This window comes from Stenotrophomonas sepilia (genome assembly GCF_003244875.1).
GTDB classification, from domain to species: Bacteria; Pseudomonadota; Gammaproteobacteria; order Xanthomonadales; family Xanthomonadaceae; genus Stenotrophomonas; species Stenotrophomonas sepilia.
In genome coordinates this window covers 91,600-108,522 of record NZ_LXXZ01000054.1, presented here as the reverse complement: position 1 = coordinate 108,522, position 16,923 = coordinate 91,600, and the positions used below count along the sequence as shown (strand labels likewise).

At 67.7% G+C, this 16,923-nt stretch carries 19 protein-coding genes; 7 read left to right on the top strand and 12 right to left on the bottom strand.

The features are described from left to right. Window positions 1-3: 3 nt before the first annotated feature. From A7X97_RS10630 to A7X97_RS10610, 5 genes are all read right to left on the bottom strand, one after another. Entirely contained in the window at window positions 4-1,263 is a 1,260-nt protein-coding gene (locus tag A7X97_RS10630) for an MFS transporter (RefSeq protein WP_088496746.1), read from the bottom strand. 184 nt (window positions 1,264-1,447) lie between these two features. Next, window positions 1,448-2,761: a sensor histidine kinase gene (locus tag A7X97_RS10625; protein WP_111007903.1), complete on the bottom strand. Its 1,314-nt coding sequence runs from the start codon at window positions 2,759-2,761 to the stop codon at window positions 1,448-1,450. Beyond that, window positions 2,758-3,498 carry a response regulator gene (locus A7X97_RS10620; RefSeq protein ID WP_072168670.1) on the bottom strand — a complete coding sequence of 247 codons (741 nt, stop codon included), beginning with the start codon at window positions 3,496-3,498 and terminating at the stop codon, window positions 2,758-2,760. The genes A7X97_RS10625 and A7X97_RS10620 overlap by 4 nt, the downstream gene beginning before the upstream one ends. Before the next feature lie 57 nt (window positions 3,499-3,555). After that, the gene (locus A7X97_RS10615) at window positions 3,556-4,101 is read right to left on the bottom strand and encodes a redoxin family protein (RefSeq protein WP_088496744.1); all 546 of its coding nucleotides are present in this window, start codon (window positions 4,099-4,101) and stop codon (window positions 3,556-3,558) included. A 3-nt stretch (window positions 4,102-4,104) separates the two neighbouring features. Further along, entirely contained in the window at window positions 4,105-4,899 is a 795-nt protein-coding gene (locus tag A7X97_RS10610; RefSeq protein WP_111007902.1) for an alpha/beta fold hydrolase, read from the bottom strand. Between the two features lie 341 nt (window positions 4,900-5,240). Between A7X97_RS10610 and A7X97_RS10605 the strand changes: the two genes are divergently transcribed. The 5 genes from A7X97_RS10605 to A7X97_RS10585 all read left to right on the top strand — a co-directional run bounded on the left by A7X97_RS10605 (window position 5,241) and on the right by A7X97_RS10585 (window position 8,824). Then, complete coding sequence (locus A7X97_RS10605; RefSeq protein ID WP_072168667.1) at window positions 5,241-5,885, top strand: HvfX family Cu-binding RiPP maturation protein; 645 nt, start codon at window positions 5,241-5,243, stop codon at window positions 5,883-5,885. 100 nt (window positions 5,886-5,985) lie between these two features. Then, entirely contained in the window at window positions 5,986-6,462 is a 477-nt protein-coding gene (locus tag A7X97_RS10600; RefSeq protein WP_069139051.1) for an HvfA family oxazolone/thioamide-modified RiPP metallophore, read from the top strand. 56 nt (window positions 6,463-6,518) lie between these two features. Then, window positions 6,519-7,358 carry an HvfB family MNIO-type RiPP peptide maturase gene (locus A7X97_RS10595; RefSeq protein ID WP_088496743.1) on the top strand — a complete coding sequence of 280 codons (840 nt, stop codon included), beginning with the start codon at window positions 6,519-6,521 and terminating at the stop codon, window positions 7,356-7,358. Further along, window positions 7,351-8,085 (top strand): HvfC family RiPP maturation protein, encoded by a 735-nt coding sequence (locus tag A7X97_RS10590; RefSeq protein WP_088496742.1) that lies wholly within the window; start codon window positions 7,351-7,353, stop codon window positions 8,083-8,085. Before A7X97_RS10595 ends, A7X97_RS10590 begins: the two co-directional genes overlap by 8 nt. Before the next feature lie 82 nt (window positions 8,086-8,167). Further along, complete coding sequence (locus tag A7X97_RS10585; RefSeq protein ID WP_088496741.1) at window positions 8,168-8,824, top strand: ferric reductase-like transmembrane domain-containing protein; 657 nt, start codon at window positions 8,168-8,170, stop codon at window positions 8,822-8,824. Window positions 8,825-8,941: 117 nt separating this feature from the next. On the opposite strand, the gene A7X97_RS10580 is transcribed toward A7X97_RS10585, so the two are convergent. The 6 genes from A7X97_RS10580 to A7X97_RS10555 all read right to left on the bottom strand — a co-directional run bounded on the left by A7X97_RS10580 (window position 8,942) and on the right by A7X97_RS10555 (window position 13,788). Continuing rightward, complete coding sequence (locus A7X97_RS10580) at window positions 8,942-10,078, bottom strand: metallophosphoesterase (RefSeq protein ID WP_088496568.1); 1,137 nt, start codon at window positions 10,076-10,078, stop codon at window positions 8,942-8,944. Window positions 10,079-10,198: 120 nt separating this feature from the next. Next, window positions 10,199-11,740 carry a TerC family protein gene (locus A7X97_RS10575; RefSeq protein ID WP_088496567.1) on the bottom strand — a complete coding sequence of 514 codons (1,542 nt, stop codon included), beginning with the start codon at window positions 11,738-11,740 and terminating at the stop codon, window positions 10,199-10,201. Between the two features lie 43 nt (window positions 11,741-11,783). Next, window positions 11,784-12,008: a helix-turn-helix domain-containing protein gene (locus tag A7X97_RS10570; RefSeq protein ID WP_061479178.1), complete on the bottom strand. Its 225-nt coding sequence runs from the start codon at window positions 12,006-12,008 to the stop codon at window positions 11,784-11,786. Beyond that, entirely contained in the window at window positions 12,008-12,475 is a 468-nt protein-coding gene (locus tag A7X97_RS10565) for a DUF2975 domain-containing protein (RefSeq protein ID WP_088496571.1), read from the bottom strand. Before A7X97_RS10565 ends, A7X97_RS10570 begins: the two co-directional genes overlap by 1 nt. A gap of 205 nt (window positions 12,476-12,680) precedes the next feature. Further along, on the bottom strand, window positions 12,681-13,262 hold the full coding sequence (locus A7X97_RS10560; RefSeq protein WP_005415652.1) for an NMCC_0638 family (lipo)protein: 582 nt from the start codon (window positions 13,260-13,262) through the stop codon (window positions 12,681-12,683). 94 nt (window positions 13,263-13,356) lie between these two features. Next, window positions 13,357-13,788: a pyridoxamine 5'-phosphate oxidase family protein gene (locus A7X97_RS10555; protein ID WP_072168661.1), complete on the bottom strand. Its 432-nt coding sequence runs from the start codon at window positions 13,786-13,788 to the stop codon at window positions 13,357-13,359. A gap of 286 nt (window positions 13,789-14,074) precedes the next feature. On the opposite strand from A7X97_RS10555, the gene A7X97_RS10550 reads away from it, so the two are divergent. Then, the gene (locus tag A7X97_RS10550; protein ID WP_088496566.1) at window positions 14,075-14,512 is read left to right on the top strand and encodes a hypothetical protein; all 438 of its coding nucleotides are present in this window, start codon (window positions 14,075-14,077) and stop codon (window positions 14,510-14,512) included. Window positions 14,513-14,544: 32 nt separating this feature from the next. After that, complete coding sequence (locus tag A7X97_RS10545; RefSeq protein WP_088496565.1) at window positions 14,545-15,051, top strand: PaaI family thioesterase; 507 nt, start codon at window positions 14,545-14,547, stop codon at window positions 15,049-15,051. A 9-nt stretch (window positions 15,052-15,060) separates the two neighbouring features. Here the strand turns inward: A7X97_RS10545 and A7X97_RS10540 are convergent, their stop codons facing one another. Beyond that, window positions 15,061-16,803, bottom strand: coding sequence for a GGDEF domain-containing protein (locus A7X97_RS10540; protein WP_111007909.1), 1,743 nt, complete (start codon window positions 16,801-16,803; stop codon window positions 15,061-15,063). Window positions 16,804-16,923 lie beyond the last annotated feature (120 nt).

Here is a 16,923-nt window from a genome sequence, read left to right as displayed (position 1 = left end):
CGGCTAGCGTCTGGCCCTGCCCGGGACCGTCTCGGGCAGGGTCCACAGCACCGGCAGCACCAGCACCGCCACCAGCGCGATCATCGCGCCCGGCGCCGCCGCCCAGCCGCTGCGCTCCACCCACCATTGCGCCAGCCATGGCGTTGCCCCGCCGAAGAAGGCAGTGGCCATTGTTACTCCCAGTGCCAGGCCGCTGACCCGGCCTTCGCCTGGGAACTGCTCAGCCGTGGCCGGGGCCGCCACCGCGCTTACACCGCCGGCCACGCAGGCCAGCAGCACCGCCGCCAGCACGATGCCCAGCGCCGTCGCCTGTGCCATCCACGCAAACAGGGACAGCGGCAGCAGCGCTGCCAGCACGGTCAGGCCCAACAACACCGGACGTCGTCCGATGCGGTCCGACAATGCGCCACACAGGGGCGTGATCGCGATCACTGCCACCGCCGCGATCGTCGACAGCCACAGTGCGTCACCCTCATCGTGGCCCTGCGCGTGCAGGAATGCAGGCACATAGGTGATGCCCACGTAGTAAGTGATCGATCCCAGCGCCGAAATCGCGAACGTGCGCGCCACCGCCAACGGATGATGCTGCAGCACATGCCGCAGTGGTGTGGCGGGAATGCTGCCTTCGCGGCGCTGGCGCTCGAACTCCGGCGACTCGTGCATGCCCGAACGCGCAATCAGGATCACCAGCGCAAGCGCAGCGCCGACGAGGAACGGAATCCGCCAGCCCCAGCTGTCCAGCTGCGGTGTGGGCAGCAGCGCGACGGTAAGTGCAGAGATCGCCACCGCCAGCAGGGCGCCCACTTCGCTGGCGGCCGAGGCCAATGACGTAACCAGGCCGCGTCGGCGCGCCGGTGCGCTTTCCAGCAGGTACGCCACCACGCCGGTATATTCGCCGCCCACCGAGAACGCCATCACGCAGCGCAGCACCAGCAGCAGCACGCCGGCCGTGGCGCCTGCGGTGGCCGCGGTCGGCAGCAGCGCAGTGGCCAGCATTGCCGCTGCCATCAACGCCATCGACGCGAGCAACATCCAGCGTCGGCCGAGCCGGTCACCCAGGTGACCAAAGCACAGCGCGCCCAGCGGACGCATCAGGTAGGACACCGCGAATCCGGCCAAGGTGACCAGCAACGCCTGCTCGCCACCGCCGAAGAACACCCGCGACAGCACCGTGGCGAAGTACAGGTACAGGGTAAAGTCGTACCACTCCACCACCGTGGACAGGCCGGCCACCCACATCGAGCGCTGCCGCGCCGCGGTCATTGCGTATTCGCCTTCAACAGCCTCTATCCCGGTTGGGCAGGTTCCGCGCAGCGTGGCATGGACCGGGTGAAATGCCGGTCATCGGCTGTCGGCTGCGTGCATGCACTGAGTTTCATGACCGCTGAAGCGCTCACCGCCAAGGCCGAAGCAGAAGCATCCTTGCTGGAACACAAGGCCGGGCAACTCAGCCCGGCAGCTGCAGTTCCGCCCGCAGGCCGCCACCCTCGCGGTTGTGCAACCGCAGCGAGCCGCCCAGCGACTGCGCCAGCTGCACCGCGATGGCCAGGCCCAGGCCGGTCCCGCCGGTATCGCGATTGCGCGAGCTTTCCAGCCGGTGGAACGGCGCCAGCACTGCCTGCAGCTGGCCCTCGGGAATACCGGGGCCACGGTCGGAAATGCTTATCCAGACCCTTCCGGCCTTATCGCGGCCCGCCTCGATCTCGGCGGCGCCGGCGTAGCGCAATGCGTTGTCGACCAGATTGCCGACCACGCGGCGCAGCGGCTGCGGCCAGGTCTGCACGACCAGTCCAGCGGGCGCACCGCCAGTGACCGGCTTGCCCATGTCCTCGTAGTCGCCGACCACACTGGCGAGGAACGCGCCCAGGTCCATCGACACCGGCGCGCCAGCGGCGACGTGGCTGCTGCGCGCATAGGCGACGCCCTCGCGCACCAGTTGCCCGAGGTGATCGAGATCATTCAGCAGGCGCTGCTGGGTAGCGTCTTCCGGCAGGGTCTCCACCCGAAGCTTCATGCGCGTGATGGGGGTCTGCAGGTCATGCGAGATCGCGGCCAGGATCTGCAGGCGTTCACTGACATGGCCACGAATGCGTGCCTGCAGTGCATTGAGTGCGGCCGCCGCGCCGCTTACTTCCGCAGGGCCATCTTCAGGCAGTGCAGGCCCGTCCTTGCCCGGCTGCAGATGCTCCACCGCATGCGACAGCTGCTGCAGCGGGCGCAGGGCCAGACGCACGGCCAGCCACGCGCACACCAGCAGCAGCGCCAGCTGCACCAGCAGCACGGCGGGCAGCCAACGTGCCAGCGGCAGCCCCGACGGGGTGACTTCAATGGTCAAGGGTGTGCCGTCGTGCAGGCGCAGTTCCACCTCGAACCGCTCCGGCAGGCGAGCCACCTGGCGCGCCTGCAACCGATAGCGGTGCCGCAGGCTGTCGTCGATGATCGCCGTGACCTGGCGCGCACGATCGGTCTGCAGCCCCGGCCCGGGCGCGGCTGGACGCAACAGGTAGCGGTAAGTGCGTCGTTCCAACCGTGGTACCCAGGCATCGCGCTGGTCTGCGGGCAGGTGCTCCAGCAGTGCGACACTCACCGCCACATCCTCGTCGAGGTTGCGCAGCATCATGCTGCGGGTGGACTGGTAGCGTTCGAAAAAGAGCAAGCCGAAGGACAGCGCGTGGGCCAGGGTGAGTCCGCCCAGCAGGACCAGCAGCAGCCGCGCCGACAGCGTGCGCGGCCAGCGTGGACGGCGTGCCCCGGTGCTCATTCGTCCGGCCCCAGCAACTGCACCGGCACGCTGAACACATAGCCTTCGCTGCGCACGGTCTTGATGTAAGTCGGCTCGCGCGCGTCGTCACCCAGTCGCTGGCGCACGCGGCTGACCAGCAGGTCAATCGAGCGATCGAACAGTTCGGCATCGCGGCCCTGGGTGAGGCTGAGCAGCTGGTCGCGGCTGAGCACCCGATTGGCGTGGTCGAGGAACACGCGCAACAGGCGGAACTCGGCGCCGCTGAGCGGATACGCGGTCCCCTGTGCGTCCAGCAAGTGGCGCGCGGTGGTATCCAGGCGCCACTCGCCGAAGGCGAGCTGGCGCCCGGCCTCGCTCACCTGCAGGTTCGGCGGCAGCATCTGCGTGCGACGGATCACCGCATTGATGCGTGCCAGCAGCTCGCGCGAAGAAAAGGGCTTGGTCACGTAGTCGTCAGCGCCCATTTCCAGGCCGATGATGCGATCGGTTTCGTCATCGCGGGCGGTCAGCAGCACGACCGGCACCGCACGATGCTTGCCGGCGCGCAGGTTGCGGCACAGGCTCAGGCCGTCCTCGCCTGGCATCATCACGTCCAGCACCACCAGATCCACCGCATGGGTATCCATCAGCGCGCGCATGGCCCGGCCACCGTCGACCTGGCTGACACGCAAACCGTTGCGCAGCAGGTAGTCGGCCAGCATCTGGCGGATCTCGCTGTCATCGTCGACGACCAGGATGTGCGGTACATGGTTCATTGCGTTCTCGATGAAGACGGAGGTCAGGGCCGCGCTGCGCGGCCATGGTAGCGCGGCTCAAGCGCTGGCCAGCAGGCGCTGGATCTCGCTTTCGGTACGTGCGTAGTCGCCCTCGCCGTAATGGCGGTAGACCACCCGCCCCTGCCGGTCGAGCAGGTACAGTGCGGGCCAGAAGCGGTTGCCCCAGGCGTTCCAGATCCGGTACTGGTTGTCCTGCACCACCGGCCAGGTGATGTCCAACCGTGCGATGGCCCTGCGCACGTTGCCGGGCAGCCCTTCATGGGCGAACTCCGGCGTATGCACGCCGATCACCTTCAGGCCCTGCGACGCGTACCTGGCATTCCACTGGTGGACATACGGCGCCACGTTGAGGCAGTTGCTGCAGGTATAGGTCCAGAACTCGACCAGCACCACCTGCCCCCGCAACTGCTTCAGTGTGAGCGGTGGGCTGTTGTGCCAGGGCCCGCCACCGTCGAACCCGGCAGCGGGAAGGGCCTGTGCCGGCTGCGCATCGGCCTCCGGGTTGGGCCAGGCCAGCAACAACGCTGCTCCGCCCAGCAGGCCCAGCAGCAACGGCAGTGCGTACCCTCGCAGTGCGGTCATCGTTCAGCCCCCCTGCTCGGCCAACGGCAGTTCAGCGGGCTTCACCCCTGCCGCCTCCAGGATGCTGTCGGCTACCTGCGCCGGATGCGAAAGCAGCGACACATGGCTGCTCCCGATCGATTGCAGCTGTGCACCGATGCGACGTGCGGTCGCGGCCTGCAGCTGTGGCGACAGCATGCGGTCATCACGGCTGAGCACGTACCAGCTCGGCTTGCTGCGCCAGGCCGCCATGTTCACCCCCTCGCCCAGCGCGCTGGCCTTCAACGGGACCTGCGTGCTGTACAGCAGTGCTGCCGACTTTTTCATTACGTCCGGCGCGAAGTCCTGGGCGATGGCATCGGCCGGCAACGTCAGGTAGCCATCCCTCTCCTGCAGCCGGGCCAGGCCCGGCCCGACCGGGAAGCCTTCGCCCTGTTGCGCCGAAGACTGCCCTGCATCCGGTGCGAAGGCCGCCACGTACACCAGCGCCTGCACCTTCGGGTCATTGCCCGCTTCGGTGATGACCGTGCCACCCCAGCTGTGGCCGACCAGCACCACCTTGCCGGGCGCGGCGGCAATCGCGCGGCGGGTGGCGGCCACATCGTCGGCCAACGACGTGAGCGGGTTCTGCACCGCCACCGCCGGCAGCTTCCAGTCGTGCAGCGTGGTGATGACCTTGCTCCAGCTGGAGCCGTCGGCGAAGGCACCGTGCACCAGGATGACGGTGGGCGGTGCAGCGGTATCGGCCTGGGTGGCGAAGGCCGGGGCGGCAGCTCCGGCCAGGGCGAGAGCGGCGGCAAGCGAGGAGATACGGATCACGGGTGACACTCCGGTGTTGGGAGTGGTCATTTCCGCCTGCCGGTGTATCGGCGCTGTTTCTTCGCGGCGCGGAGTTGTAACGGACTGTAGGGCGCAGGCGGGTTTCTACAGTGGGATACATTCTGGCGCCGGCCTGGCCGGGCGCTACTGGGTGGATACCGTTCCACGCACGCGTGCGCGCAACGCATCGATGTGCATCCACGCATCGTCTTTGTATCCGACTGTACGAAACCCCGGCTGCGGCCACAGTCGCTGACAAAACCCCGGGCAACGGCACACGTTGCCGATACCTGCGCCGCCTGGAATGGCCTCCATCGACCACTGGCCCGCAGGAAACCACCATGATCAGCACCGCCTCTTCCGTGTATACCCCCCGCCTGGACGCCGTCGGCCGCTGGCTCTCGCCATTGGCGCTTCGCACGCTGCTGGCCTGGGAGTTCTTTGAGTCCGGCCGCGAGAAGCTGGGCGGCCAGAACTGGTTCGCCGAGCTGGAAGGTCGCTTCCCGTTCCCGTTCTCCACCCTGCCCGCATCGTTGAACTGGCAGCTGGCCACCTGGCTGGAACTGGTGGGTGCGGTGATGCTGCTGCTCGGCCTGGCCACGCGCTCGGTGGCCTACGTCTTCTGGGTGTTGACGGTGGTCGCCATCGCCGCCGTGCACTGGCCCGACCAGTGGAGCGGCCTGGGTGAACTCTGGCAGGGCTATGCGATCACCGACCAGGGCTACGGCAACTTCAAGCTGCCGCTGCTGTTCCTGGCCATGCTGCTGCCATTGATCCTCAACGGCGGTGGCGCGCTCAGCGTGGACCGGCTGCTGGTCGGCCCACAGCATGCCCCCGTCGGCGATGACGGCCTGGGCTGGGGCGTCAGCCTGATCGCCCTGTTGCTGCCGGTTGCCGCGCTGTTGCCCGGCATCGGCTTCGGCGGCGCCCTGCTTGGTGGCGTGCTGCTGCTGGGCTACGCGCTGCGCCGTCGTCGCACCGCCTGACCTGCTTCGCCCCTTCCCGCGCTTCCTCCTTTCGTTTCCGTCGCCTTCAGGCGACGTCCATCCCGCACGCCTGGCGTGCCATCCCCAAGGAGTCACTACCATGTCCGTCTCGACCAAGAACACCCCCTCCTCCCGCCTGCCGCGCATTGGTGCCATCGGCATCGCCCTGGCCGGTGGCCTGCTGCTGGCCGGCCAGGCCGCAGCGATCCAACCGCTGGCGATCAGCGCCGTCGCCATGAGCGCCGCCGCCGAAGGCAAGTGCGGCGAAGGCAAGTGCGGGGCCAACAAGGCCACCACCGGCAAGCCCGCCGGCAAGGCCAAGGTGGCCGAAGGCCAGTGTGGCGAAGGCAAGTGCGGCGATGCCTCGTTTGCCCGCACCGACCGTGACCACGACGGCAAGGTCTCGCGTGCCGAGTTCAACGCGGTGGCCGCCAAGCGTGCCGCCGAGTTCGACCGCATCGACACCGACCACGACGGTTACATCAGCGAACAGGAAGCGCACGACTACCTGCGCAGCGTCTACACCGCCAACGGCAAGCCGATGCCGAAGGGCCTGTTCTCCCGCGTTGCCGATTGATCGACGTCCAACCGGCGCTGCCTTCAAGGCGGCGCCCTCTCTCTGGAGCATCCGCCATGTCCCTGCCCTTCAATGCCGCCGGCCTTGGCCTGCGCCGTGGCCTGATCGACGAACTGCTGGCAATGCCGGCCAGTGCCATCGACTTCCTCGAAGTCTCCCCTGACAACTGGATCGGCGTCGGCGGTGCACACGGCGCCGCGCTGCGCCAGCTCAGCGAGCGCCATCCCCTGACCTGCCACGGCCTGTCGCTGTCGCTGGGAGGTCCTGATCCGCTGGACCGCACCCTGCTGGCACAGACCCGTGCCTTCCTCGACCTGCACCAGGTGCAGCTGTACAGCGAACACCTGAGCTACTGCGCCGCCGGCGGACATGTCTACGACCTGCTGCCGCTGCCGTTCACCGCCGAAGCCGTACACCATGTCGCCAGTCGCATCGCCCAGGTGCAGGACATGCTGGGCCGGCGCATCGCCGTGGAGAACATCTCCTACTACGCCGTTGCCGGCGCGGACATGAGCGAGATCGACTTCATCAACGCCGTGCTCGCCGAAGCCGACTGCGACCTGCTGCTGGACGTCAACAACGTCTTCGTCAACGCCTGCAACAACGGTTACGACGCCTTCGAATTCCTGGCCTGCGTGCCGTCCCACCGTGTCGCCTCGCTGCATGTGGCCGGCCATTTCGATGAAGACGATGGCTTCAAGATCGATACCCACGGTGCCCCGGTGAAAGGCGTGGTCTGGGCGCTGTTGCGCGAGGCCTATGCGCGGGTCGGCGTGCGCCCGACGCTGCTCGAACGCGACTTCAACTTTCCGCCGCTGGCGGAGTTGCTGACCGAGGTTGCACAGATCCGCCAAGCGCAGGTCGAGGCACGTTCACCCGAGGTGGCCCATGGCTGAGTCGCTGGCTACCCTGCAACGGCGCTGGGCCGATCATGTGCGGGACCCAGCAATTGCCGCACCCGACGGCGTCGAGGCGGGCAGGCTGGCGGTATACCGCCGCCTGTGCATCGACAGCCTGGACACCCTGCTGGCCGGCAGCCTGCCGCGCCTGCAACAGCAGTTGGGCATGCCACGCTGGCGCGACACGGTGGAGCACTACTACGCCCGCCACGCCTGCCAGACCCCGTTGTTCCCACAGATCGCCGGCGAGTTCGCGACCTGGCTGGCAGTACAGGACACGCTGGCACTCCCGGCCTGGACAGCGGAACTGGCGCACTACGAGAGCTCGCAGCAGTCGCTGCACATTGAAGCACGTGACGCCGGGCGGTCCCTGCACCGCGTTCCCGAGGGCAGCGATGTGCTGGCGGTTTCGCCGCTGGTGCGGGTGCTGGGCTACCAGTGGCCGGTGCATGAGGACGAGGCCCTGGAACCGGTGCCGAGCGCTGCGCCCACGCTGCTGCTGATCCAGCGCCGCGCCGATTTCAGCCTGCAGGTCGAGCAACTGTCACCGCTGGCCTACGCGCTGCTATCAGCCTTCGGTGACGACGGCGCGCCGGTGGATGAGGCACTGCAGACGCTGTCCGAAACGCATGGCGTGGCAACGGACGCATTGCGCGTGGCCTGCGTGCCCGTTCTGGGCGAGCTGTGCATGGCGGGCGTGCTGGTTGTGCCGAACGATTGTTGAGGGTGCCGGCCAGCGGCCGGCACTACCTACTCATTGGCCGGCCAGCGGCCGGTGCTCCCCATTCCTGCTTCGAGGTCTCACCATGGCTGCTTCCAACACTTCCTTCCTGCACGGCTGGCGCCTGTTCGTGGCCATCGCCGTGGTCCTGATCGCATTCGCGCTGGCGGCCTTCGCCCTGTATCCCGATGCAGCCGAAGGCAGCCGTGCGGCGATCCGGATCACTGCACGCACATCGTTCCTGCTGTTCCTGGCGGCGTTCACCGCATCGTCGTTCGCCAGTCTTCTGCCCGGCCCGTTCACCCGGTTCCTGCTGCGCGAACGGCGCACCGTCGGTTTGTCCTTCGCGTTCTCGCACCTGCTGCATGCCATCGCCATCACCAGTTTCGGCATCCTCAACCCGGCGTTCTGGCCAGCACGATCCGCGCTGGCCAATCTTCCGGGCACGGTGGGCTACATCGCCATCCTGGCGCTAGCCATCACCTCGCATCGGGGGATCGCCCGCCGCATGGGCCCCACTGCTTGGCGTCGCCTGCACCTGTCCGGCATGTGGATCATCGCGGCGGTGTTCACCTACTCGTACTTCAAGCGCGTGCCAGGCAACTTCTGGTATGCGGTGCCGTCGGCACTGCTGTTCACCGCCTTCGTGGTGCGCTGGATCACCAAGCGGGCGCAGTCACTGCGCCGAAGCGCGCGTGCGCGGCCACCGCTGCGGAGTTCTCAAGGAGGCGGTTACTTGTAGAGCCGAGCCCATGCTCGGCTGCCTCTGGTTCAGCCGAGCATGGGCTCGGCTCTACAGAGGGATCCCAGCACGATCGGCATCGAATCCCCTGCGGAAAGGGATCTGCCCCACTTCAGGTCACGGCGCGCGGCGCAATGTCACCAGGGTGATCTCCGACGGCACGCCGATGCGTGCCGGGAAACCGGCCCAGAGACCCGCACCATTGCTCACGTAAAGGGTCATCCCGTCCACGTCGTAGCAGCCGGAGACGAAGCCACCATTGGCCCGCTTCACCAGTTGGTCCATGCCGATGATCTGCCCACCGTGAGTGTGCCCGGACAATTGCAGCTTCACGCCGCGCGCCGCCGCCTCTCGCGCGTTGCGCGGGCGGTGGTCAAGCAGGATCACCGGCGCAGAGGGATCGGCGCCGGCCAAGGCGGCGTCCAGATCCGGCAGCGGCAGGCCGTAGCGTGCGGCCACCGGATCGGTGACCCCGGCAATGGTCAGCGCTGCATCACCGCGTCGTACCTGCAGGTGGCTGTTCTCCAGCACCTGCATGTGCAGCGCGCGGAACGCCTGCATCCATGCCTGGTACTGCGCGTAATACTCGTGGTTGCCGGTAATGGCGACGACACCGTCCGGCGCCCGCAGATCGGCCAGAGGACGCGCGTCGTCACGACGGGCCTCGACACTGCCGTCGATCAGATCGCCGGTGATCACGATCAGATCCGGCGCCAATGCGTTGCTCTCATCCACCACCCTGCGCACCCAGTCGCCGGTCAACAGGCGGCTGGCATGGATGTCGGTCAGCTGCAGCACGCGATAGCCGTCGAACGCCGCTGGCAGCCCGGCAACGCTCACCTCGATCTGCCGGGGCTGGGGCACTGCCATGCCCTGACTGACACCATAACCACTGACCAGCAGGGCCAGCACGCCGGCCGCCGGCCGCAAGCGCCGCGTGCGCAATGCGGCTACCGCACGTGGCCAGCGCAGCAGGCGGGACGCGAGCAGGCCCACATCCATCGCCAGCATCAGCAACGCCAACAGCAGCACCGCCGTGGAGCCGGTGACCAGCGTGGCGATGGCCAGTTTCGGAATTTCCGGCGACGCCATGGTGCCCCAGAAGGTGGCGACGATACGCAGCTGCACGGCTACGCCCACCAGCAGCAGCGACAGCACGACCTTCAGCCAAGTGGGCATGCGCTGTGGCCAGAACAGGCGCCAGGCCACATACAGGCCCATCAACAAACCGATCGTACTCAGCACTGCAACCATCCTGGAAAGAAAGTGGGCCGCCATGGTGACGGCTGCAGGCGGTGTTGTGTAGCACCGAGCCCATGCCCGGTATTTCAATCTGCAGCCGAGCATGGGCTCGGCGCTACAACAACAGGGGCGTCAAGCCATTCCGTCGAGGCGCTGCACCCGCAGGCGGGCGATACGGCGCTTCTCCATCGCCAGCACGGTGATGCGCACGCCCGCCACCTCCACCGCATCGCCGATGTCCGGCAGCCGGCCCAGCTGCTCCAGCACCAGCCCGGAGATGGTCATGTAGTCGGCACTGCGTGGCAGCGATACGCCGGTCAGCCGCTGCAGGTCGTCCAGAGTCAGTGCACCGTCGGCCTCCCACTGCTCCTCGCCCTGCGCGACCACGCCATAGCGCTCGTCCTGGGTATCGACCAGATCGCCGGCAATCGCCGCCAGCAGATCGTTGGCGGTCACCAGGCCCTCCACGCTGCCGTACTCATCCACCGCCACCGCCAGCGGTACCGGATGCTGGCGGATCAGTTCCAGCGCCTGCAGCGCACTGGCGCTGGACAGCACGTACTGCGGCTCGCGCAGGTTGCCTTCCAGCTGCAGCGGCCTGCCCTGCAGCAGGTCGGCCAGCAGATCGCGGCTCTGCACCACGCCAAGCAGGCTGTCCAGGTCACCCTCACCCACCAGCAGGCGGGTGTGCGGCGACGCCACCAGGCGCGCCACGACGTCCTCCTGCCCACGCGCCAGGTCGATCCACTGCACATCGGCGCGCACGGTCATTACGCTCGACACCGGCCGGTCGGCCAGGCCCAGCACGCTGCGGATCATTTCGTGTTCGGCAGGCTGCAGGCGCTCTTCGGCGTCCACCTGCGCGTCCAGGCCTTCATCGTCGTGGCCATTGGCCGGGCGCGCGCCGAGCATGCGCAGCACCGCATCAGCGGTGCGCTGCCGGAACGGCTGGCGACGCTCGTTGCGCTCACGGTTGAAACGCACCCACTGGTTGAAGGCTTCCACCAGGATCGAGAAGGCGATCGCCGCGTACAGATAGCCCTTCGGGATCTTGTAGCCCAGGCCTTCGGCCACCAGGCTGAAGCCGATCATCAGCAGGAAGCCCAGGCACAGCACCACCACGGTGGGATGCTTGTTGACGAAGCGGGTCAATGGCTTGCTCGCCAGCAACATCAGCGCCATTGCGATGGTCACGGCGGCATACATCACGCCCAGGTTGTCGACCATGCCGACCGCAGTGATCACCGAATCCAGCGAGAACACCGCATCGAGCACCACGATCTGCGCCACCACCATGGCGAAGCTGGCATAGACCTTCTTGCCATCTTCGTGGTGCGCGCGGCCTTCCAGCCGTTCGTGCAGCTCCATGGTGCCCTTGAACAGCAGGAACAGGCCACCGCCCAGCAGGATCAGGTCACGCCCGGAAAAGCTGTGCTCGAACAGCGTAAGCAGCGGCTCGGTCAGTTTCATGATCCAGGCCAGCGCCGCCAGCAGCACCAGCCGCATCAGCAGGGCCAGTGCCAGGCCGATCACCCGCGCGCGGTCGCGCTGGTGCGGCGGAAGCTTGTCGGCAAGGATCGCGATGAACACCAGGTTGTCGATGCCGAGCACGATCTCAAGCACGACCAGGGTTGCAAGGCCCATCCATATCGAGGGGTCAGCCAACCATTCCATTTCAGGTCCGTTTCGTCAGTAGGTAAGGGAGAAGAACAAACACTCAGTCTGCGTCCTGCGTGTGCGACGGGTCGTACCCGAGCAGGTCGCCAGGCGTGCATTGCAGCTCCCGGCAGATCGCATCCAGCGTGGAAAAGCGGATGGCGCGCGCCTTGCCGGTCTTCAGGATCGACAGGTTCGCCAGGGTGATGTCGATGCGCCCGGCCAGCTCGGACAGGGTCATGCCCCGTTCCTGCAGCACGCGGTCCAGGGTGATGACGATTGCCATCAGATGACACCGTCGAGGTCATCGCGCATCGCCGCGCCCACGGCGAAGACGCGTGCGAGCACGAACAGCATCATCACCGCCACCAGCCCGGTGATCGACATGCCGCCGCCCACCTCCATCCAGCTGAAGTCCGGGCCCATCCAGGCCGCGTAGGCGCCGATCAGGATCGACAGCAGCTCCATCGCCAGCATCAGCCACGCCATCCGTTGCAGGCGCTGCGCATTGGCGTGGGTGAACGGCCTTTCGCGCGCCGCCGATTTCAGCAGCCGCAGCAGATGGCGCAGGAACAGCAGGCACAGCACCAGCAGCGCGACGATCGCAGCCAGCCCCAGGCAGAAGTGCAGGAACAGCGCGTTGCCGTGTGCAGCAGCGGCAGCGCCATCGTGGACGCTGTCGAGCAGCCAGCGACGGTCGTGCGCGACCAGCGGCACGGCCAGCAGTGCGGCCAGGATGCCCAGCCAGCACATCGCCCGGACGGCCTGGACGGCGGCCTGGGCCAGGGTGAACAAGCCTCGCGCGGGTCTGGCGCGGGCGGGACGAGCGGTCAAGCGGCCTCCGGCATTGGGGCGGCCTCGCCGCCCCCGGGATGGATTTATCGATAAACGATATATCACAACCTGCGTGAAAGGCTGAATCGCGGGCCTGGGCAGCCTGCGCGGCGCGGGGCCAGCGTTACCGGCTGGGTGCAGCCTGCTCCAGCATCGCTTCGCCCGGCGTCACCGAGGCCATCGCCTGCACGCCGGCCTCGGCCGCCTGCCGCGTGACCAGCCGGAAACGCACCTGCAGCTTGGCCTGCCCGGGCGTGGCCCAGCCGTACTGGATCGCCACCTGGTCCGCCGACAACGGCCCACGGCCTGGCAGCGAGCGCGCCTGCAACGGCGTCGGCGCCGCCTGCACCAACCGGGCAAAGCCCTTCTGCACGACCGCCGCGTCGGCCTTTTCGGCGTAGACCGTACACGTGCCATCGTCAGCCCAGCTGACCGCATAGCGGCCGCTGGCCAGCGGCACCATCCAGGCCACGCCCGACTGCCCCTGCAGCAACGTTGCCGCCTCGGCAGGCTGCAGGGGTGACAGCCCGTTGGATTCCATCAACGACTGCAACCGCGCCGGTGCGCCGATGTGCTGCATGCAGGCGGTATCGAACAACTCACTGAAAGGGTCCTGCGCCTGTGCGCTGGCCTTCGGTGCACGTGCAGGCTGCGCCGCCGCCAGGGCAGGCAGCAGGGCCAGGATCAGCCAGGAGGCAGGGCGCATTGGAACTCCACGGTACGGAAAACAGCAGGGAGGATGGCAAAGCCCGGGCGCGGCGCGCAACGGCCGCGTTGCCGCCGGCCTCCCCGCGCCGGGATCAGGTTGTGATTTCGCCCTCGTCCTCGCCATCCCAGTAGTGGATACGGCTGGCGCGCACATGGATCAGTACCAGTCCCGGTGTATCCACTCCCTGTTCGAACCACCGTTCCAGGTCCTTCACCCAGTGCTCGCGCATCGTGGCCCGATCGCGCACCAGCGCCGCCCTTCCCTGCACGTGCACGAACAGCGGCGGCTTGCCCAGCAGCGACTTGCTGCCGGAGAAACCCAGTGCGACGGTGGGGTCAGCCTCGATCTCGCGCACCATGTCGGTGTCTTCCATGGTGAAGAACCAGCTGTCACCGTCATAGTCCACGTCACCGTTGTTGCTCATGGGGCGACCGGCAATTTCTCCACCGGCGCGGGTCTGCAGCATCGTGAAATCGATGCCGGCCATTTTCTTGGCAAGTTCTGGGAGGGTGAGCTGGGTCACGGCGCGGTCCTTGATCGGAGGGACGCCCAGCGTCTGCGCAGAGCGGTGACCGGAAAGTGCATGAGCACTTGCGGCCTCTTCACGGGAAACGAGATACGGCGCATGGTCCATGCGTGACGCACTCCACACCACCATGCTTACGTTAAAGGCAGATAGAGGAACGCCCCTGCGGAGCACTACACCCAGCTAACAGGGGCGTGCCCGAGAATCGCGCAACCCCGTGGCACGACCGGCATGGCAGCCGGCGTGCACGCGGCGACTCCTCCCCCAACCGCACGGCCTCCACATGGATCTGTTCGCCTGGCTCGCGTTCGGCTGCTACCTGTTGGCGTTCTTCATTGTCTCGCTGTTTGCTGCGGCCTATCTGAAACGTTCCGACTTCATGCCCTACCACGCGCAGGCCGTGGGCATGTCGTGGGCGGAGATCGAACCGCGCATGCAGGTGCTGCTGATGGCACTCATCCGCGTGGTCGGCGCCGGGTGGATCGCACTGGCCGGTGCCGGCGTGATGCTGGCCTGGTTGATCTTCTTCGGTGGTCACTTCGCGCTGCCACAGCTGCTGGCGTTCCAGTTGTTCTGCCTGGTCGCCACCGCGCCCCCGGTGCTGGTCGCCTTCGGCGTGCGGCGACGCACCGGTGCGCGTACCCCGGTATCCACCGGCGCGGTCGTGGTGCTGCTGTCGCTCCTCGGCCTCGCGCTGGCCGTGCTGTCACTGTCCCGGTGAGTTCCCTTGCCCCCTCCCCACGAGGCTCCGCCATGAACCCCGAATCGATCTTCTACAGCGTGGTCAACGGTAATCTTCCACGTTCCCAGGCCGGCACCCTGCTCGGCTGGCGCTTCGTCGGCTATGACGATGCACTGCGTCGCATCCAGGTCGAGTTCGACGCCGGGACGGTGCTCACCAATCCGATGGGCAACGTGCAGGGCGGATTCCTGTCAGCGATGCTGGACGACTGCATGGGGCCGGCGATCTACGCCACCCTGCCAGCCAACCGCATCGCGGTCACGGTGGAATCCAAGACCAGTTTCGTCAACCCGGCACGGCCGGGGCGGATCATCGGCTGGGGCGAAGTCGAGCACAGCAAGGGCAGCATCGCCTTCACCCGTGGCTGGCTGACTGACCCGGCCGGCAAGGTACTGGCCACCGCCAGCGCCACCTTCCGGGTGGGTGCGCTGCGCTGGCGCGGTCTCTCGGTGCCGCGTCCCATCGCGAGGCGGATGATCGCGCGCACGCTGCGGCGCGTGCATGCGCGCATCGGTTGATGCGTATCCTCAACGTGCGTTGCGGCCGCCGCCGGCCACCCGCACGCGGTCGCGGCCCTGCGCCTTGGCCTGGTACATGGCCGCGTCGGCGGCACGCAGCAGGGTGCGCCAGCCCAGCGCATCGGTGCCCCCCTCGGCTACGCCGAAGCTGGCAGTGACCCGCAGTACGTTGCCTCCGGCCAGTGCGATGTCCAGCTGCCGCATGGCCACGCGCAGCGACTCGGCCAACTGGCGGCCGCCGGCCAGATCGCCGTCGGCGAGCAGCACCAGGAATTCCTCGCCACCGTAGCGGGCGATGCTGTCGCTGCGGCGCAGGTGGCGCTGCAGCAGCTGTGCCACCTGCACCAGCACCTGGTCGCCAGCAGCATGCCCATGGCCATCGTTGATGGCCTTGAAGCGATCGATGTCAAGCAGGATCACCACCGCGCTGGTGCCACCGTCGGCATGGCGCTGCTGCACCCTCTGGTCCAGCGCGCGCCGGTTCAACAACCCGGTCAGTTCATCGGTGCCGGCCAGCTGGCGCAGCTCGCTGGTCAACGCCGAGCGCTCGCGCGACTTCTCGCGCAGCACTTCGATGGCATCGAACAGGCGCTGCATCTCGGCCAGCGGGTGGGTCACGTGCTGTTCCGGGCCGGGCGCTTCCGAGGCGATCTGGATCACCTGCTTCTGTGCCTGCAGCAGCGGCCGCAGGATCTGCAGATGGGCAATGCGCAGCGCCACGCCGAGCACCACCAGCGTGCCAAGCACGGTCGCCACCAGCACCACCAGGCGCGTCGCTTCGCGGTTGCGGGTGCGCTCGAAACGGGCGATGGACACGCTCAGGTAACCGTCACGCAGCGCTTCCAGCGACCGCAGGGTCGGTACGTAGCGCGTGGTGAACTCGGCGGCGGTCCACGGCGGCGGCACGCCACGCCGTCCATCTTCGATCAGCTGTTCGATCATCGGCAGCGATTCGCCGAAGAACTGGCGGCGTGCCATGTCCCAATGCCAGGACAGCGTCGGATCGCTGCGGAACACGGCTTCATGGCTGCCTGCCAGCCGCCACAGTTCCAGCAGGCGGCCTTCGGTCTGCAATGCCGCCCGCACCTGTTCGTCACGCCAGGCCCCCGGTACCGCCACCGGCGCCATCACGTTCGAGGCCAGGCGGCCGCCATGCTCGCGCAGGTCGATCAGCACCTGGCCCTGCATCGCCGGGATCGCCGCTTCGCGGTCGGCACTGACCAGCACGCTGATCTGCGCCGAGGTCAGCACGTGCAGGCGATCGACCACGGCGAACATGCTGCTGATCGCGCGCTCCACGTCTTCCACCCGGCGCACTTCGTGCGGCTGTGCCGCCACCTGGTCCACCGCGGCCCGCGCCGACTGCAGGCGACGTTGCGCGTCGGCCAGCAGCCCATGTTCGTCGACCACGCCCGGATCGGCCTTGAACACGGTGTCCAGTTGCAGCAGGGCGGTGTCGACCCGCTTGCGCGCAACCGCCAGCTGCGCGGCCAGCCGCGCCTGTTCGGCCGCATCGGCCGTATTGACTCCCAGCAGGCTGTTGGCTGGGCCGCGCTCGGCCGACACCCGGTTGGCCAGGTCGAAGGTCTGCTGCAGCCGGCGCAGGCTGACCAGGTTGTCCTCGGCGGCGGTGAAGCGCAGCGTGCCCTGCACCAGTGCGATGGCCATCAGCGGCAGCGTACAGACTACGAACAGCCCGGCCAGGATCCAGACCCAGGTCCGCAATCCGATGGGCGACGCCTTGCGGGCCATGCACATTTCCCCTGTCGTGCGGAACACTGTAGCGGCCGCCTGCACAGGCGCCAAGCCGCTAACGGGCCAACCGTGGCCGTGGGTACACCGTGCGCGCCGCGAACGCACCGACAAGGCCGC

Bases quoted from the DNA above. Each gene is read 5' to 3' on its own strand.
- A7X97_RS10630 (WP_088496746.1), bottom strand. From the start codon at position 1,263: ATGACCGCGGCGCGGCAGCGCTCGATGTGGGTGGCCGGCCTGTCCACG.
- A7X97_RS10550 (WP_088496566.1), top strand. From the start codon at position 14,075: ATGGATCTGTTCGCCTGGCTCGCGTTCGGCTGCTACCTGTTGGCGTTC.
- A7X97_RS10625 (WP_111007903.1), bottom strand. From the start codon at position 2,761: ATGAGCACCGGGGCACGCCGTCCACGCTGGCCGCGCACGCTGTCGGCG.
- A7X97_RS10620 (WP_072168670.1), bottom strand. From the start codon at position 3,498: ATGAACCATGTACCGCACATCCTGGTCGTCGACGATGACAGCGAGATC.
- A7X97_RS10565 (WP_088496571.1), bottom strand. From the start codon at position 12,475: ATGTGCTGGCTGGGCATCCTGGCCGCACTGCTGGCCGTGCCGCTGGTC.
- A7X97_RS10540 (WP_111007909.1), bottom strand. From the start codon at position 16,803: ATGGCCCGCAAGGCGTCGCCCATCGGATTGCGGACCTGGGTCTGGATC.
- A7X97_RS10615 (WP_088496744.1), bottom strand. From the start codon at position 4,101: ATGACCGCACTGCGAGGGTACGCACTGCCGTTGCTGCTGGGCCTGCTG.
- A7X97_RS10585 (WP_088496741.1), top strand. From the start codon at position 8,168: ATGGCTGCTTCCAACACTTCCTTCCTGCACGGCTGGCGCCTGTTCGTG.
- A7X97_RS10570 (WP_061479178.1), bottom strand. From the start codon at position 12,008: ATGGCAATCGTCATCACCCTGGACCGCGTGCTGCAGGAACGGGGCATG.
- A7X97_RS10545 (WP_088496565.1), top strand. From the start codon at position 14,545: ATGAACCCCGAATCGATCTTCTACAGCGTGGTCAACGGTAATCTTCCA.
- A7X97_RS10580 (WP_088496568.1), bottom strand. From the start codon at position 10,078: ATGGTTGCAGTGCTGAGTACGATCGGTTTGTTGATGGGCCTGTATGTG.
- A7X97_RS10590 (WP_088496742.1), top strand. From the start codon at position 7,351: ATGGCTGAGTCGCTGGCTACCCTGCAACGGCGCTGGGCCGATCATGTG.
- A7X97_RS10605 (WP_072168667.1), top strand. From the start codon at position 5,241: ATGATCAGCACCGCCTCTTCCGTGTATACCCCCCGCCTGGACGCCGTC.
- A7X97_RS10560 (WP_005415652.1), bottom strand. From the start codon at position 13,262: ATGCGCCCTGCCTCCTGGCTGATCCTGGCCCTGCTGCCTGCCCTGGCG.
- A7X97_RS10600 (WP_069139051.1), top strand. From the start codon at position 5,986: ATGTCCGTCTCGACCAAGAACACCCCCTCCTCCCGCCTGCCGCGCATT.
- A7X97_RS10595 (WP_088496743.1), top strand. From the start codon at position 6,519: ATGTCCCTGCCCTTCAATGCCGCCGGCCTTGGCCTGCGCCGTGGCCTG.
- A7X97_RS10575 (WP_088496567.1), bottom strand. From the start codon at position 11,740: ATGGAATGGTTGGCTGACCCCTCGATATGGATGGGCCTTGCAACCCTG.